9 protein-coding genes and 3 pseudogenes are annotated in these 15,537 nt (G+C 65.3%); 6 read left to right on the forward strand and 6 right to left on the reverse strand.

From position 1 onward, the window contains the following. The first annotated feature begins 175 nt into the window (after positions 1-175). Positions 176-1,329 (forward strand): annotated as a pseudogene (locus ACFYTQ_RS30235) (IS3 family transposase). A gap of 40 nt (positions 1,330-1,369) precedes the next feature. On the opposite strand, the pseudogene ACFYTQ_RS30240 reads toward ACFYTQ_RS30235, so the two are convergent. Continuing rightward, positions 1,370-1,570, reverse strand: a pseudogene (locus ACFYTQ_RS30240) (IS3 family transposase); the annotation flags it as partial. Between the two features lie 137 nt (positions 1,571-1,707). On the opposite strand from ACFYTQ_RS30240, the gene ACFYTQ_RS30245 reads away from it, so the two are divergent. Beyond that, on the forward strand, positions 1,708-3,366 hold the full coding sequence (locus ACFYTQ_RS30245; protein ID WP_082976714.1) for an IS4 family transposase: 1,659 nt from the start codon (positions 1,708-1,710) through the stop codon (positions 3,364-3,366). A 61-nt stretch (positions 3,367-3,427) separates the two neighbouring features. Here the strand turns inward: ACFYTQ_RS30245 and ACFYTQ_RS30250 are convergent. Next, positions 3,428-4,140, reverse strand: a pseudogene (locus ACFYTQ_RS30250) (IS3 family transposase); the annotation flags it as partial. Positions 4,141-4,534: 394 nt separating this feature from the next. Between ACFYTQ_RS30250 and ACFYTQ_RS30255 the strand changes: the two are divergent. From ACFYTQ_RS30255 to istB, 3 genes are all read left to right on the forward strand, one after another. Next, positions 4,535-5,623, forward strand: coding sequence for a recombinase family protein (locus ACFYTQ_RS30255; RefSeq protein ID WP_181065120.1), 1,089 nt, complete (start codon positions 4,535-4,537; stop codon positions 5,621-5,623). A 186-nt stretch (positions 5,624-5,809) separates the two neighbouring features. Further along, positions 5,810-7,162 (forward strand): DDE-type integrase/transposase/recombinase, encoded by a 1,353-nt coding sequence (locus ACFYTQ_RS30260; RefSeq protein WP_064908888.1) that lies wholly within the window; start codon positions 5,810-5,812, stop codon positions 7,160-7,162. Beyond that, a complete protein-coding gene (gene istB, locus ACFYTQ_RS30265) occupies positions 7,159-8,010 on the forward strand; it encodes an IS21-like element helper ATPase IstB (protein ID WP_064908887.1) in 852 nt (283 codons plus the stop codon). Before ACFYTQ_RS30260 ends, istB begins: the two co-directional genes overlap by 4 nt. A 431-nt stretch (positions 8,011-8,441) precedes the next feature. Here the strand turns inward: istB and ACFYTQ_RS30270 are convergent, their stop codons facing one another. Continuing rightward, entirely contained in the window at positions 8,442-11,453 is a 3,012-nt protein-coding gene (locus tag ACFYTQ_RS30270; protein WP_387368472.1) for a type I restriction endonuclease subunit R, read from the reverse strand. Between ACFYTQ_RS30270 and ACFYTQ_RS30275 the strand changes: the two genes are divergently transcribed. Continuing rightward, entirely contained in the window at positions 11,386-11,688 is a 303-nt protein-coding gene (locus tag ACFYTQ_RS30275) for a hypothetical protein (RefSeq protein ID WP_143860466.1), read from the forward strand. The genes ACFYTQ_RS30270 and ACFYTQ_RS30275 overlap by 68 nt on opposite strands. A gap of 144 nt (positions 11,689-11,832) precedes the next feature. On the opposite strand, the gene ACFYTQ_RS30280 is transcribed toward ACFYTQ_RS30275, so the two are convergent. The 3 genes from ACFYTQ_RS30280 to ACFYTQ_RS30290 form a co-directional block, all read right to left on the reverse strand. Beyond that, positions 11,833-12,834 carry a helix-turn-helix transcriptional regulator gene (locus ACFYTQ_RS30280; protein ID WP_064909906.1) on the reverse strand — a complete coding sequence of 334 codons (1,002 nt, stop codon included), beginning with the start codon at positions 12,832-12,834 and terminating at the stop codon, positions 11,833-11,835. A 384-nt stretch (positions 12,835-13,218) separates the two neighbouring features. Next, on the reverse strand, positions 13,219-13,716 hold the full coding sequence (locus ACFYTQ_RS30285) for a hypothetical protein (protein ID WP_064909907.1): 498 nt from the start codon (positions 13,714-13,716) through the stop codon (positions 13,219-13,221). Further along, positions 13,713-15,317, reverse strand: a complete 1,605-nt coding sequence (locus ACFYTQ_RS30290) for an FAD-dependent monooxygenase (protein ID WP_064909908.1) — start codon at positions 15,315-15,317, stop codon at positions 13,713-13,715. Before ACFYTQ_RS30290 ends, ACFYTQ_RS30285 begins: the two co-directional genes overlap by 4 nt. Positions 15,318-15,537 lie beyond the last annotated feature (220 nt).

The following is a 15,537-nucleotide window of genomic DNA, read 5'->3' on the forward strand; positions in this document are numbered from 1 at the left end:
ATGCCTGAAACGGTATGTCACGCGGCAGATCCACCGAACCCTGACGCAGGCCAACGCGACGACTTGACAAACATAGAAGCCTCCCGGTGAGTCCGGAGACTTTGATGTTCCCCGGGTTTCCCGGAGTCGGTTTGGCTGACTTCTTGGTCACGACACCGTCGAAGGAGACTCGTTCGTGCCAAGGCGCTATCCCGAAGAGTTCCGCCGCAAGGTACTGGATCTGGTCGCTGCCGGGCGTCCGGTCGCGCAGGTCGCCGCCGATCTGGGCATCAGTGACCAGACGATCTATGTCTGGCGCAAGCAGGAACTGATCGACACCGGCCAGCTACCCGGCGCAAGCCGCGCCGAGCAGACCGAACTGTCGATGGCCAAACGGCGGATCCGGGAACTAGAGCAGGAAGTGGCGATCCTGAAACGGGCTCGTGAACTGCTGAAAGAGCAGGGAGGCGACCCAAAAGGCGATACGCGGCCATAGCCACCATGGCGTCCGAGGGCTTGCCGGTGCAGGCCGCGTGCCGGCTCCTCGACGTCGCCGAATCGGGCTACTACGAATGGCGGTCCCGGCCGCCGTCTCAGCGTTCGATCCGGCATGTGTGGCTACTGGATCAGATTCGCGCCGTCCACGCCGCTTCCCGCGGCACCTACGGTGCCCACCGTGTCCACGCCGAACTCACCCTCGGTCTCGGAATCAGCGTGGGCCACGGCCAGATCGAGCTGCTAATGGCCCGCGCCGGGATCAAGGGGCTGCCCGGCAACCGCCGACCCAAGCCGAGGCATCAGACCCCGACAGCGGGAGATCTGGTCAACCGGTCGTTCACCCGATCACAGCCAAATCAGTTGTGGGTCACCGACATTACCGAGCACCACACCCGGGAAGGCAAGGTGTACTGCGCGGTCGTGCTCGACACGTTCTCCCGCCGGGTCGTCGGCTGGTCGATCGACTCGACCCAGACCGCCGCGCTGGTGACCAACGCGCTGGGCATGGCCATCGCCAACCGCTCACCACAGGCCGGGACGATCATTCATTCCGACCACGGAGTCCAATTCACCTCCTGGGCCTTCACCGACCGGGCCCGCAAGTCCGGGCTGGTGCCCTCGATGGGCTCGATCGGCGATTGCTACGACAATGCTGTCATCGAATCCTTTTGGGGCAGAATGCAAACCGAGCTATTGAACCGTCAAAGATGGAGAACCCGGATCGAACTGGCAAACGCGATCTTCGAATACCTGGAGATCTTCCACAACCGGCGACGCCGTCACTCGGCCCTGGGCATGCGGTCCCCTATCGAGTACGAGATGATGCAATCACCCATCCAACCCGTGGCCTGAAGTCCAGCATCCCGACTCCACGAAACCCGGGGAACATCACTTATCGGTATGACGGCCCGGCGGGTTGCTGGGCTGGTTGTTGAGAGTAGTAGGCGGTCTCCATCTCCGCGGGAGGGATATCGCCGCAGTAGCGGTAGAGCCGCCGGTTGTTGAACCAATCGACCCATTCGGCGGTAGCGAATTCGACGTGGTCGACGCTGCGCCACGGTCCGCGCGGTTTGATCAGCTCGGTCTTGTAGAGGCAATGCCGCGTAGTTAAGTCGTTGGTAGGCAGGTCAACTCGGGTTTTTCCTAAGGAGGGTGTCGGGGAGGTAAGGCAACGGGACCTCTGCTATTGAGAGAAGCCGTCCAAGGTCTTCCTGCATCCGAGAGGTCCCGTTGCCCTCCCAGTCTGTCACTACGACGCTCACCCGCACCATTACCGTGGCCGGAGGAATCTTCGCGCCCGGTCACCTTGGGGAGCTCACGCAGTACCTGCCGTTCGAGTTGATCGATGACGTTCTCACCCGGACCCGGACGGTGCAGCGTCGCACCCGCTTGCTGCCCTCGCGCGTCGGGGTGTATTTCGTTCTGGCTCTGGCGGTTTTCCCGACGCTGGGCTATGAGAGGGTCTGGGACAAGCTGATCGCCGGGCTAGGATCGCTGCTCCCTCGCAGGCCCTCGGAGAAGGGACTGCGGGATCTTCGCCGGCGTCTGGGAGCGGCACCGTTGAGGGCGCTGTTCGAGGTCGTGGCAGGCCCGCTGGCGCAGCCCGCCACCCCGGGTGTGTGCTATCGGCATTGGCGCACTGTGGCTTTCGACGGCTGCGGTTCGCTGCAGGCTCCAGACCAGGACCGGATCCGGATGCGGCTGGGCAAGTTCACTCGATACCGCGGCGGCACCGAGGGCTACCCGCATCTGCGGGTCGTGACCTTGTGTGAGACCGGGACCCGCGGCCTACTCGGCGCAGTCTTCGGCTCGATCAAGCGTAGTGAGACCGACTACGCCGCCACTTTGGTGCCGCTGTTGAACGACACGATGCTGTTGCTGGCCGACCGCAACTTCGGTGGTGATGACATTCTCACCCGCGTCGCGGCCTCCGGCGCTCAGCTCGTGGTCCGGCTCAGCTCTCGCCGTCGTCCGGCCGTGTGGGCCACACTGCCCGATGGATCGGTTCTGACCAGGATCAATGGTTACCGCTTCCGCATCGTCGATATCCAGATCACCGCCACCTGCGCGGACGGATCCCGCACGGGTGACCGCTACCGGATCATCACCACCCTGCTCAACCACCGCACCGACCCAGCGATCCAGATCGCCCGCCTCTACCACGAGCGCTGGGAGATCGAATCAGCATTCTTCGCGTTGCGCCACACCATGTTCCGCGGACGCGTTCTGCGTTCCACCGACCCGGTCGGCCTCGAGCAGGAGATGTGGGCCGCCCTGACGATCTATCAGACGTTGCGCCGCGCCATGTGTGACGCCGTGGAGACCGCTCCGGGAACCGACCCCGACCGGGCAAGCTTCACCGTGGCCATGACCGCCGCCATCAACCAGATCGTCACCGCAACCAACATCACCAGCAACGACTCACCCGAAAACGCAATCGCCCGAGCGGTTTTGGAGAAACTCTTGCCCGCCCGCCGTCCGCGCATCAGCGCCCGCAAGGTCAAATGCCCCATGTCCCGCTACGGGACCGCCCTCACCGGCAACCGCCCTACCAAGAGCCAAGCCGTCATCCGGCTGGAACTCTGCGCACTCACCGACCCACAACAGACCGAAGCGGCCGAACACCCCGCAAGCACTGCCGACCCGGGCCACCGCCAGCAAGTGTTGCAGCTACTGCGGACCGACCCCGACCGCGACTGGACTCCCAGCGAAATCACCCAAGAGCTGAAACACGTTCGCTACCGAAGCCTTTGCAGCCAAATAGGCCGATGGACCGACCAAGGGTTCCTCGACCGGATCGGTCGTGGACGCTACCGCCTCAACCGCCAATGGCTGGCACCGGAACCACCACAGCCAGACGGCGACTCGACAACCGACCCCACCGCTTAACTACGCGGCCTTGCTTGTAGAGGCCGTTGATCGTCTCGGCCAGGGCGTTGTCATACGATTATCCGACCGCCCCGACCGACGGCTGGATCCCAGCCTCGGCCAACCGCTCGGAGAACGCAATGGATGTATATTGCGAACCCCTATCCGTATGGTGCACAACATCTTTCACATCCCATCCGGCCCGCTCGCGGGTCCAGATGGCGTGCTCGATCGCGTCGAGCACCAGCGAGGTCGTCATGGACGTGGCGGTTCGCCAGCCGATGATCCGGCGCGCGTAGGCGTCGATCACGAACGCGACGTAGACCCAGCCCGACCACGTCGACACATATGTCATGTCCGCCACCCATAACCGATTCGGTGCCGACGGCGCGAAGTGACGCTGCACCAAATCCGCCGGCTGCGGCGCGGCGGGATCGGGCCAGGTGGTGCGTTTGACCCGGCCGCGGACAGCGCCGCGCAATCCGAGTTCACGCATCAACCGCTCGACGGTGCAGCGGGCCACTGGATGGCCCTCCCGGTTCAGCTGCAGCCATACCTTTCTCGCGCCATAGACCCCGAAGTTCTCCGAATGAACGCGTGTGATCTCCACCTTCAGTTCTTCGTCACGGAGCTCCCGTCGCGCCGGAAGGCGTTTGCGTTGCTCGTAATACGTTGATGGGGAGGCTTTTACGCCGAGTTCGCAGAGCGCGGCGCAGATCGACTCGACACCCCAGACGAGGCCACCGCTTTCACGGTGGCCCTGATGTTCGGTGATGAACCGAACGATCAGCGCTGGGGCCGGTCGATCTCGGCGGCGAAGAAAGCCGACGCAGCCTTGAGAATTGCATTGGCGCGCTTGAGTTCTGCGTTCTCGCGTCGCAGCCGCTTCAGCTCCGCCATCTCATCGGAACTGGTTCCTGCCCGGTTTCCGGTGTCGATCTGGCCTTGGCGCACCCATTTGCGGACAGTTTCCGGCGTCCCGACCCCGAGCAGGTCAGCGACCGCTTTCATCGCCGCCCACTCCGACTCGTGCTCGCCCTTGATCTCGGCGAACATCCGCACGGCCCGCTCACGCAGCTCCTGCGGGTACTTCTTCGAACTCGACACGACTCCATCCTTCACAGAGGTTGAAGTCTCCCGACACTCCGGGGCGGTTCACAACCTGGATCTGACCACCAATGCCGCGCCCGTGCCCGTCGATCCGAACGCCGCCGTGGGGCGATGGACATGGTCGAACGTGGCGGGTGTGTTGTCCAATCCCAAATACACCGGCCACCAGGTGTGGAACCGGCGGGGCCGCAAATCCAACAAGAACCAGGCCAACCCGATCTCGGAGTGGGTCTGGTCGGAAAAGCCAGTCCACGAACCGCTGGTCGATCTCGACCTGTTCGTCGCAGTCCAAGAGCGCGGCAAGACCCGGGACAACTCACGGCGCGGAGCCGGGGCGAACTCTCACCCGCAAACCAAACGCTCCTACCGGTTCCGGTCCCATCTCTACTGCGACCTGTGCAACCGGCGGATGTTCGGCAAGACCCGCCGCGTCGCCGCCTACTACGTGTGTGCCGCGAAAAAGGGCTACATCCCCGAAGGCCATCCCACCGGCGGCTCGTTCTTCGTCCGCGAAGACGACATCAGCGAACACCTCAACACATTCCTGAACCAGCACGTCTTCGGCGACTACCGCCGCGCCCTGCTGACCAACGCCAACCTCCATACCCACGCCGAAACCGAACACACCCAACGGATCACCGCGCTACGCCACGGGATCACCGACACCGAAACCAAAATCAAGCGACTAGTCCGCAGCCTGGAACTCGTCGACGAACCCGACCAAGACCTGATCCGAGACATCAGCGAACGCCGTGCCCAGTTACGCGACCACCTAGCAGACCTGCAGGCCCAACTCGCCGACGCCGAAACCCAGCAGCAGCAACAGCCCAACCCCACTCTGATCGATGCGCTACCCACCGGCGAAATCCGGATCGACCAACTACCCGAACACATCGCCCGCGATGTTTACCAAGCCCTACAACTGGAAATCAGGTACAACAAGACCGCCAACCGCGTGCGGTACCGCATCACGCTGACCGGCGCGACGCTCAACCACGCACACCGAACCACCAGCACCGCGATGGCACTACAACCAAGAACCGACCAGATCGGCGGCACCTGCCAGACAAAGCAGCCGCCGCCCGGCACCGCGCCGGGAAAATCTGTTCCCATGTTCACAGTGCCCCCGGCGGGGCACTGTGAACATGGTAACGGGCCTGACCTGTGATTCCCTGTAGGGCGGTTGGTCATTGAAGCCGATTACCAGTGACGGCGCTCGCTGAATTTCCCCGCTGACGCTCACCGAAATTCCCCATTTGTCCGTGTGGCTCCGCCGTGAAGGGCGGGCCTCCTCCAATGCTGGTGGTTACCACACCTGACCAGCAGATTCACCTCGGAGGAGGCCCGCTTTTCCATGTTGACACGTGAGGAAGATGTGGAAATCAGTGCCCTACGCGCCCGAGGCTGGACGATCTCCCAGATCGCCCGCCACACTGGCCGTGACCGCAAAACTGTTCGCGCCTATCTGGCCGGGGAACGCACTCCCGGCGTCCGCAAACGTCATCTGCCGGACCCGTTCGAGCCGTTTGTCGAGTATGTGACCGCCCGCCTGGCCGAGGACCCGCACCTGTGGGCGCAGACGCTGATGGACGAGCTGGAACCACTGGGTTTCCCGCTGTCGTATCAGTCGCTGACCCGCAACATCCGCGCCCGCGGACTGCGTCCGGTCTGCCAGGCGTGCCGGGCCACGACCGAACGCCCCAACGCCGTCATCGAGCACCCGCCCGGTAGTGAAACCCAGTGGGACTGGGTCGATCTGCCGAACCCGCCCGCCTCATGGGGGTGGGGTGCCAACGCGCACCTGCTCGTCGGATCCCTCGCGCATTCCGGTCGCTGGCGCGGCTACCTTGCCCCCTCGACTGATCAGCCGCACCTGATCGAGGGCCTGGACCGGGTCGCTCGCGCGTTGGGCGGGGTGACTGGGTCGTGGAGGTTCGACCGCATGTCCACGGTCTGCCACCCCGCCAGCGGTCAGATCACCGCGTCGTTCGCCGCGGTCGCCAAGTATTACGGCGTGCTGCCGGCGATCTGCCCGCCCCGGCGCGGGAACCGCAAAGGCGTGGTCGAGAAGGCCAATCACACTGCCGCGCAACGCTGGTGGCGCACACTCGCCGACGAGACGACCGTCGAGCAAGCCCAAGCCTCGCTCGACAAATTCTGCACGCTGCGCGGCGACACCCGGCTGCGGCCCACTGCCGACGGCTGCGCCAGCGTCGCGACGGTCGCGGCGTCCGAACCGTTGCGGCCGTTGCCCGCCGACCCGTATCCGGCGATGGTCGCCGAACCCCGCGTCGCGTCTCGGCAGGCGATGGTGTCCTGGCGAGGCAACCGCTACTCGGTCCCACCCGAACTCGCCTCCGCGACGGTGGTCGTCGCGCAACCGTTGCGCGGCAACCACATCGATATCGCCACCACCGCCGGGATCGTGATCGCCCGCCACGAACGCGCCGCCGACGGTCTCGGCGCCACCGTCCGCGACCACGGCCACGTCGTCGCGCTGGGCGCCGCCGCGATGGCGGCAGCGAATACCGGCCGCCCGCACCGCCGCAAGGAACGCATCCCGCCCGGCGACACCGCGCGCGCCGCCGCCGCGGCATTGCGCGCCGCCACCGACCCCACCGTCTCGACCGCCGCGGACACCGCCGGCGCGACGGTCACCGATCTGGCCGCCTACGAGCGCGCCGCCACCGCCAGGAGCCGCAAATGACCACCCCGGCCCCCAAGACCGCCACCCGCCGCACCACGAAAGCCGTCGGCGCCGACGAGACCGCGACCCGCTACCAGCAACTCCGATCACACCTGGCCACGCTCAAGCTGCACGCCGCCGCCGAAGCACTGCCGTCGGTCCTCGAAGACGCCACCGCACAGAACCTTTCGGCGACAGCGACGCTGGAGAAACTGCTGCGGATCGAGGTCGACGACACCGAAGCCCGCCGCCTGGCGGGCCGGCTGCGGTTCGCCAGCCTGCCCACCCCGGCCTCGCTCGACAACTTCGACGTCGATGCCGCGTCCGGCATCGACCGGCCGCTACTCGACGAACTCGGCACCTGCCGCTACCTGGAAACCGCCACCAACGTATTGCTGATCGGCACGCCCGGCACCGGCAAGACGCATCTGGCCACCGGTTTGGCGCGAGCAGCCGCGCATGCCGGCTACCGCACTTACTTCACCACCGCCGCCGATCTCGCGGCCCGTTGTCATCGGGCGGCGATCGAGGGCCGCTGGGCGACCACGATGCGTTTCTACGCCGGCCCAGCGCTGCTGGTCATCGACGAACTCGGCTATCTCCCCTTGCCGGCCGAAGCCGCTTCAGCGTTGTTTCAGGTTGTGTCGCAACGCTATTTGAAGACCTCGATCGTGATCACCACCAACCGCGGTGTCGGCTCCTGGGGCGAGATCCTCGGCGACAACACCGTCGCCGCCGCCCTGCTCGACCGGCTGCTGCACCGGTCGATGGTCATCAACCTCGACGGCGACTCCTACCGGCTCCGCGACCACCAAGCCACCGCGGACAACCTCCGCCGAGCCACGACCGGGAACCGGCAGCCCCTATAATCAGGACCGCTCACGGGTGGGGCATTTCGATGAGCCCGGTTGGGGAGATTCGATGAGCGCAGTCACCAGTTGTGAATTGGCGTGCGCATCTGATGCCTTGCAGGTCGTGACTTCCTCACGCAGCAGTCCCGTCACCCCCCGAACGAGCTAGCATCCGCGACGCTCAGCGGTTGGTCGCCAACCATCGCGGTGAACACCGATTGCTGGTCGGTTGGGTCGTAACGCGCGAGGTGGGCGTGGCGTGATCGGCGGCAGCAGTTAGCTTATGCGATGCCGCTGGTTCGTTGAGCGGAAGAAGTTTTGGCAATTCGGCGGCCACGAGTCCAACATCAAGCGGCACAAACTGTCCCGATACGTCGCAAATCGAACACAGCCATATCGAACGAGATCAAACCCCCCGTGAACGAAATCTCCGCCTCCATCGACCCATATCAGTCGACCAGGTAATGCGCTTCGATATAGGCGACGGTGGAGTCGTACGGTTCGCCCACTGGTTTCAACATGTACCGGCGGAAAACGGCGGCGGTCGCGCGGCGGGCCCCCCGGTTACGGGCGTCGGCGTTGTCCCACGACCGAGCGAGCGTGTTGGTAACCACCCGGTCGATCTCTTCGGCCAGGTTCCGCTCGGTGACCGTCAGCCCAGAGGGCGCATGGTCGTGGATGATTCGCGTTAGCACTCCTACGTGGTCATCGTCCAGCACGACAGCTTCGTCGGGGTGCTTCTGGGCGTTCACGATGGCGCGAGCGATTCGAAGCGCTTCGGACAAGAACTCCAGGGCGTCGTGAGAGTTCTGAATGATTCGGTCACGCAGCAGCCTGATCCGCTCGGCGAGGGCGGTGTACTTCGCAGATCCTGGTTCGACGCCCTCATCTAGTGCGGCCTTGATGTGGCGAAGGATTTCTGCTGCGGACGGCGGCGTTTTTTCCTCGCCGTCGCCCTTGCCGGGCTTGCGGCGGACAAGTGCCAGCAGTTCCTTAAGGATCGCGATGCCCTGGGCGTCCAGGACAAGGGGTTCTTCCTGGGAGGCGACCACAGAGAAGGAGTGCACGTGGCCATTGATGATCTCCAGGACCATCGGCCCCAGCTCGCCCAGCCGTTCCCTACGATCTTCGTCGGAGGACTTCTTGAGTAGGGTCGTGTAGACGGACCCGAACAGTCCAAATCCGTCCTGATACTTGGTAATCCGCTTGTCAGTATTGACGAATGGGTACAGCCGGGCCAGGAGCTGGTAGTTCTTCGTGAACACTTCGGCGGCGCCAGGATTCGCATCAAGGCAACTGTTAATAGCTCGCACGGATTCGTAGCCGTGGACCGCGAGGTCCAGGCCGTCCACGTCCGCGAGCATGTCTTCGATAGAGGCGAAGGTGGTGCGGAATTCGGCCACCAGCTCGGACACGTCGATGACGAACCCGCCGCCTCGGTCGGCCTCCGCCGGAGTAGGGTCGGCGACGGCTCGTTGGACCTCTGCGGCCAGGCCGATGTAATCCACGACGACACCGGCAGCTTTCACGAATCCGGTCGGGGACACCCACGTGCGGTTCGGGCGGGTGATCGTCTGGAACAGGCTGTGGGCCTTAAGCGGCTTGTCGAGGTACAGGACGCCCTCGTTGGGGGCGTCGAACCCGGTCATCAGCTTCGCGGTCACTACCAGGAAGCACAGCGGGTCGTCTGGCCTGAGAAACCGCCGCTTCTGTTCCTCCTCCTCATTCTCCGAAAGCCGGAATGGACGCATAGCGGGGTCTTCGTCCTTGGAGTCCGAGACGGAGATGTTCACCTCGGCAGTGATCCGGTCGTGCTTCCCGACCGCAGCGAGCACCTGTGAAGTCTCGAAGCCGGCGAGCAGCTCATTGATCTTGTCTGTGTAGGCCACGGCCAGCTCACGGTTGTAAGCGACGACCTGCGCTTTGAGGCCATTGCGGTAGGGGCCGGCCAGGTAGTGGTCCACGATGTCCTGACAGACCGCATGGATACGATCGGGGTTGGCGAACACCGAGGTGAGTCGCCCGAATTTGCGGGACAGGGTCTCGCGATCAGGATCATCGAGGTCGAACTCGTCGGCAAACCGGTCGAACTCGGTCTGCAATTCCCGGTCGTTCATCTCGAAGGAGACCGGGTGTGGGTCCAGCATGACCGGCACGGTGGCCTCGTCCAGAAGAGACCTGGACACCGAGTACCGGTGCAGTACCCTGCTTGGGTCGGTCTCCGCACCAAAGAGGCTGAAGGTGTCGGTGGCGAGGTTTCGGACGGGGGTGCCCGTCATACCGAAGAACTTCGCTCGTGGCAACGCTGCACGCATCTGCCCGGCCAGTGACTTCGACCGTGTGGACTGGGTGCGGTGTGCCTCGTCGACCATCACGATGATGTTGCTGCGAGTCGACAGGTTCTTGCCGACGTCGGCGAACTTGTGCACGGTCGTGGAGATGACGCCGCGCACGTCGTCGGCCAGCAGCGAACGCAACTCCTGGCTTGTGGTGGGCTGGTGGAAATAGGCATCCCCCATCGCCGAGGTGAATACTCCGGAGGTCTGGCGGACGAGCTGGGTCCGGTCCGACAGCAGGATGATCGTGGGCGACTCGGTGCGGGTGTCGGCCAACAGCAGGGAAGCGGCGAACACCATCAGCAGCGTCTTCCCGCTGCCTTGATGGTGCCAGATCAGGCCCTTCGACCCGTCCTCCAGGACCCGTTTGTGGATCAGGTGCGCGGCTTCCATCTGCGGGTACCGGGGCAGGTACTTCATGTCGACCCCTCCACCGGAGGTGTCGAACAAGGCGAAGTTAGCCAACATGTCCAGGACAGTGACCGGGTTCATCAACAGTTCGACCGAGCGCTGCACATCGGGCTGCCCGGACAGGTTCTCGTCGTCGGCGGTGGACCGAAACGGCTGCCACAGGTTCGTCGGTGCACCGGCAGCGCCGAACCGCAACTTCAGCCCGTCGGAGGCAACGGAAAAGACATTGGGAGTAAAAAACCACGGGTACTCGGTGGCGTACACGTTGTTGATCTCCCGCGCTGCGTCCGCCCACCCGGACTTCGCAGTCGGAGACTTCACCTCGACCACGACGAGAGGCAACCCGTTGACCCAAGGGTAACGGACTGGTGTGGCCCGGTGACCCGGATCGGACGCGGCGGGGGTGAGCTGGGTGTTGTGCACTCCGATCCTGGCGCGGCTGGCGGGCCGGGAGCTGGCGGGGCGGTGGCCGACTACATCGTTCACCGTGAGTCGGCTTCGGCCTCGATCGGTGACACGACGCTCGTCTGTGCTGGTGCAATGGTCCGACGGCCCGAGCGAGGAGGCGGTCAGCAGTTGGCTGGCCTGCGATGCCACCGAACGACGCGCCAGCAGAGCCGCGGATCGATCGCAGCCCGCTGCGTGGATGCGACCGCTGCTGGCCATGTGTGTAGTCACCACCGAGCGCACGATCACTCCCGCTGGCATGGACATGATCGCGGCGGCGCTCGAACGCGACTGCGGGGTGAGCGTGCCACGGACCGACGAGGGTATCGACTGGGAGCGGGCTGCTGATGTATGGGTCATGGCGCCGATTCAACTGAGCGGCAGCGCTTTCGAGTCACTGGCTGGCACGGCGGCAACGACGATGCAGGGCCCGGTCCCCGTCGCTCTCGCGCTGCGCCTGGTGTCGGAGTTCGTCGACCTGACCGGCGGTACAGCGCAGTAGGAGGCGCGGTAGGGACTCGCGGGTGCGGACGCGCTCGGTGTTGTCGAGATAGAGGCCGCTGATCCCGTGTGTACCGGTCGGAGCAAGAGCACGCGCGGGGGCCGTACGGGTCATCCGGCGGATTGCCGCTGTCGTTGCGCGGCATCACGTGCTCGGGACCAGGGAGATGTTCAGGTGTCGTGCTGGTGCTCGCCACGGGGTAGAAACGGTGAGGGCAATCGGTGTGGCCTGGGACGAGTGGGTCGGGTCGGCGATGGTGGTGTGCAGCGGGAACAGCTGACCGTCGATCCGCGCGGTCCACATCCGCGGGAACTCCGGCTGTGTCGACAATTCCGCGATCAGTGCCGCACGGGCCTGCTCGGGCACAGTGCCGCGCGACAGGTAGTGCAGAGCGTAGGTGAACACCGTCGTCACCTCGTGCCAAGCACTGCCCGCGAACACCAGTCGTGCCATCGGATCATAGACCAGCCACCGGAGGAAGTTTCCGGCCTCGAGTAGCCGCGGAAGTTTTTGCACGGCAGCATCATTGGCGGCTGCGATGTCGAAGAGCCCGGCAGTGAGCAGTATCGCGGGGAACCGCGTGGCGGTGAGCTGTTGTTTCATGTCGGCCGGGGCGGGGCCCGGCTCGGGCGCGGCCCGTGCGGAGGTTTCGTTGCGCAGGATCAGTTCGGCCAGGTGGTCGCGGACCTCGTGGGGAAGCCCGAGTGGGGCGGCGAAAGTCTGTAGCGTGCGCACATTCACGCGCCGTTGCCCGCGCAGTATTTTGCCGATGTGCTCCTTGGACAGCGATGTCTGCTCCGCCAGCTCCGAGTGCGTGATCTGACGTCCCACGGTCGCGAAACCCTCGAACACCCTGTGCTCCTCGAGTTCGGCGGCGATGATTCGATCCAGTTCGGCCTCCTCGGGCCGGCTGCTCGTGCCCTCGTCTCTGCTCTCCGGCGTCGGCGGGCCGCCGGATACGGGAGGCTGGTGCGGTGAGATCTGCAAGCCACTGCTGGGGAGATAGGGGTTGATGCCGTCCCGTGTCGGTGGTTGCCCTCTGCCCCGCCACGGCCCATCGTCCGCCCACGGCGACCGGGCTCGTGCCGTGGGGCCGCCCTCGTCGCTGTCGTCGTCGGCGGTGACGAGGCTCTGGTAGACCGCCATGCCCCGGTCGGGACCCGTCTGTGGGCGGTGTGGATGGATGCGTGGATCGGCCGAGTGTGCCCTTGTTCTGGCCATCGCCAGACTCCTCGTGTTTTCGTTCGGCTCCATGTGCGGAGTCACGCCGGGATCTCCCTCCTTGGCAGCGGTGGGAGTTGTTGTGCTGCTGGCGATGTCGAACGGTTCGGCGAACTGGGTGGCTCGCAACAGCTCCAGTTGTCCGTACCGGATTCTCACCAGCATGCGTACGAGCGCGGCCCGGCCCGCGCCCGCACGGACACAGACGACACCAGGAGCAAGGACCGGCTCGATCCCGGCGACCCGAACGCCACCCTGCCGACCACCGCTGCGTGTTGAGCAGTGGCCGACAGGGGCCGGATGTGGTTCTCACAGCACCGCACCTGCCGATAGCGGTGCACCTTCGGCAGTGCGGGGCCACAGCCGTGTCGGGGATAGCGTGACGACGGCACAGACCGTGCGCACGATTTCGAGGCAGTCGCGTCCCCACCGGTCGGTGAGGTAGGTGCGGGCGGGGACCATGACCGCGTCGGCGCGCCACTTGCGCACCCGGTGCAGGAGGTAGTCGACGGGATCGGTGGTTGTGTCGTCGCCCTCCGGTGGGAAGTGCGCGATGTCGGCGACTCGCCACCGGTGGCGGGCAGCGGTCGTGCGGATCGCGTGGTCTTCGGCTGGCGTGATCGCGCTGGCGATCGCTTGAGTCCGGCAGGAGTGCAGATCGGGACGGATCAGCCCGACGACGACGGCTTGTGGACCGCGTCCGACGAGAGCGTCTGGCGGCAGCGGGTGCTCTGCCGCGCAGGGGATCGGGTCGGCCGCTCGCGGGTAGGGTGCGCTCGCGCTCAGAACCGGGGTGAATGTGGTCATGTCAGGACGGTTTCTTTGAGTGCGGTGTGGAGTGTGCCGGGGTCGGCGGGAATCCGCAGCGCGATGTGCCCGTCGGGGCGGACCAGGCACGCGGTGTCGTCGGTGGGCTGACCGTAGAGGTCGTGCACGCGGGCGTCGTGGGCGACGAGTGCCCCGGTGGGCGCGTCGGCCGGGATGTCGGGTGAGGTGATCACGACGGTTCGCACGAGGTCGTGGTAGGGCGCGGTGATTTCGGCGAGGCCGCCGGCCACGGGTGAGTGCGCTTGCCGATGCAGCATCAGCAGCGTGTAGTACGGATGAGACAACAGATCATGCACGCCGGTTGTCGAGGTGACGGGGATGTCAGGGGCGCGGTCGCCGACGGTGAGGCCGTCGAGTCGCGGCAGCCCCGGTGGCTGGGTGAGGACGTCGCGGTAGTGGTGCGTCAGGCCCGCGATCCTGGCAGCTGCCTGATAGGGGAAGTCGGGCTGCTGACGGATGATGTCGAGCCGGTCCTGGATCGAGGAGCCGTGCGCCATCATGATCTGATGCAGCATGCTGCTCGCGTCGCCGACTTGGACCGCGATCGGCAACCGCTCGGCCTGGTAGGTGTCGAGGAGTCCCTCGGGTGCGCGGCCGGTAGCGGCCGCGGCGAGTTTCCATCCGAGGTTGTGCGCGTCCTGGATGCAGTTGTTCATGCCGAGTCCAGCGGCGGGGCTGCCCACATGGACCGCGTCGCCAGCCAGCAGCAGACGCCCGCGCCGGTACTGGGTGGCCTGGCGGCGCCAGATCGGGAACTCGGTGGTCCACTGCGGAACGCTGAGCCGCGCACCGGGTAGCCAGTCGTCGACGACGGGCTGGAACGCGTTTCGCGCCGCGTGAGGGTCGGGGGCCGGGTTGGCCACGGGAGTGGCGCGCATATCGCTGATCAGCACACGGTGACCGGTGGCCAGGGTCGTGGTGAGCAGCATGTGGTCGGCGTCGATGAAGTAGTGGATCTCGTCGGTGCTGACCGGATACCGAGCGATGCGCGCGTCCATCATCCGGAATTGCAGGCCGGCGTACTCGTCGCCGGGAAAGTCGATTCCCATGTGGGCGCGCACTGTGCTGTGGAGTCCGTCGCAACCCACCAGCCAGTCCGGATGCATCCGGGTCCGGCCACGACCACCCCGGCTGGTGTGGTCGAGAACGGCGGTGATCCGGCCGTCGCTGTCGGTGGTGACCGAATCCAGCCGGGTATTCCACTCGATCGAGCCGCCCAGGGACGCCAGGTGCTCGCGCAGCGCGGCCTCGGTGTCCTGCTGCTCGATGACGAGGATGTAGGGGTACGGGGTGTCGAGCACCGTGAAGTCCAAGCGCTCGACAGCGCCGCCACGGAAGTGGAAGGCCATCCCTCGATGGCGCAGACCGCGCTCGAGGAACCGGTCGACACACCCTGCCCTGGCGAACCCCTCCAGCGTGCGCGCATGCAGCGTGAACGCCCGCGACGTGACCAGCGGACCGGGCCGCTTGTCGATGACACGGCAGTCCACCCCACGAGCCAACAATTCAGCGGCGATCGTCAGGCCCGTGGGACCGGCCCCCACGACGAGAACCGGATCACGCGAATGATGTGCAGACATGGGAATCCCTTCGTCCGATGCCGGGATCTCGGCAATGGTGCGAGTAGGCGGGAGAGCGAATGTGGTTTTGGTGAGGCGTTTACTGGGGCGCAGGGCAGTGGAGGTCGATAAGGCGAGCGTCACATGTCCGCGAGGAATTCGAATCGGTAAATACCCATGCTGCGCCTGGAAAGCTATCTACTCACGAACCTGGGGGGTGCCATAAAAATGTGTGTTCATC

Origin of the sequence: Nocardia sp. NPDC004068 (assembly GCF_042874315.1) — a bacterium.
Classification (GTDB): Bacteria; Actinomycetota; Actinomycetes; order Mycobacteriales; family Mycobacteriaceae; genus Nocardia.

What these genes read in the sequence shown, in the direction of transcription:
- ACFYTQ_RS30260 (WP_064908888.1), top strand. Translation starts at nt 5,810, where the DNA reads ATGTTGACACGTGAGGAAGATGTGGAAATCAGTGCCCTACGCGCCCGA.
- istB (WP_064908887.1), top strand. Translation starts at nt 7,159, where the DNA reads ATGACCACCCCGGCCCCCAAGACCGCCACCCGCCGCACCACGAAAGCC.
- ACFYTQ_RS30275 (WP_143860466.1), top strand. Translation starts at nt 11,386, where the DNA reads ATGCGACCGCTGCTGGCCATGTGTGTAGTCACCACCGAGCGCACGATC.
- ACFYTQ_RS30270 (WP_387368472.1), bottom strand. Translation starts at nt 11,453, where the DNA reads ATGTCCATGCCAGCGGGAGTGATCGTGCGCTCGGTGGTGACTACACAC.
- ACFYTQ_RS30280 (WP_064909906.1), bottom strand. Translation starts at nt 12,834, where the DNA reads ATGGCGGTCTACCAGAGCCTCGTCACCGCCGACGACGACAGCGACGAG.
- ACFYTQ_RS30285 (WP_064909907.1), bottom strand. Translation starts at nt 13,716, where the DNA reads ATGACCACATTCACCCCGGTTCTGAGCGCGAGCGCACCCTACCCGCGA.
- ACFYTQ_RS30290 (WP_064909908.1), bottom strand. Translation starts at nt 15,317, where the DNA reads ATGTCTGCACATCATTCGCGTGATCCGGTTCTCGTCGTGGGGGCCGGT.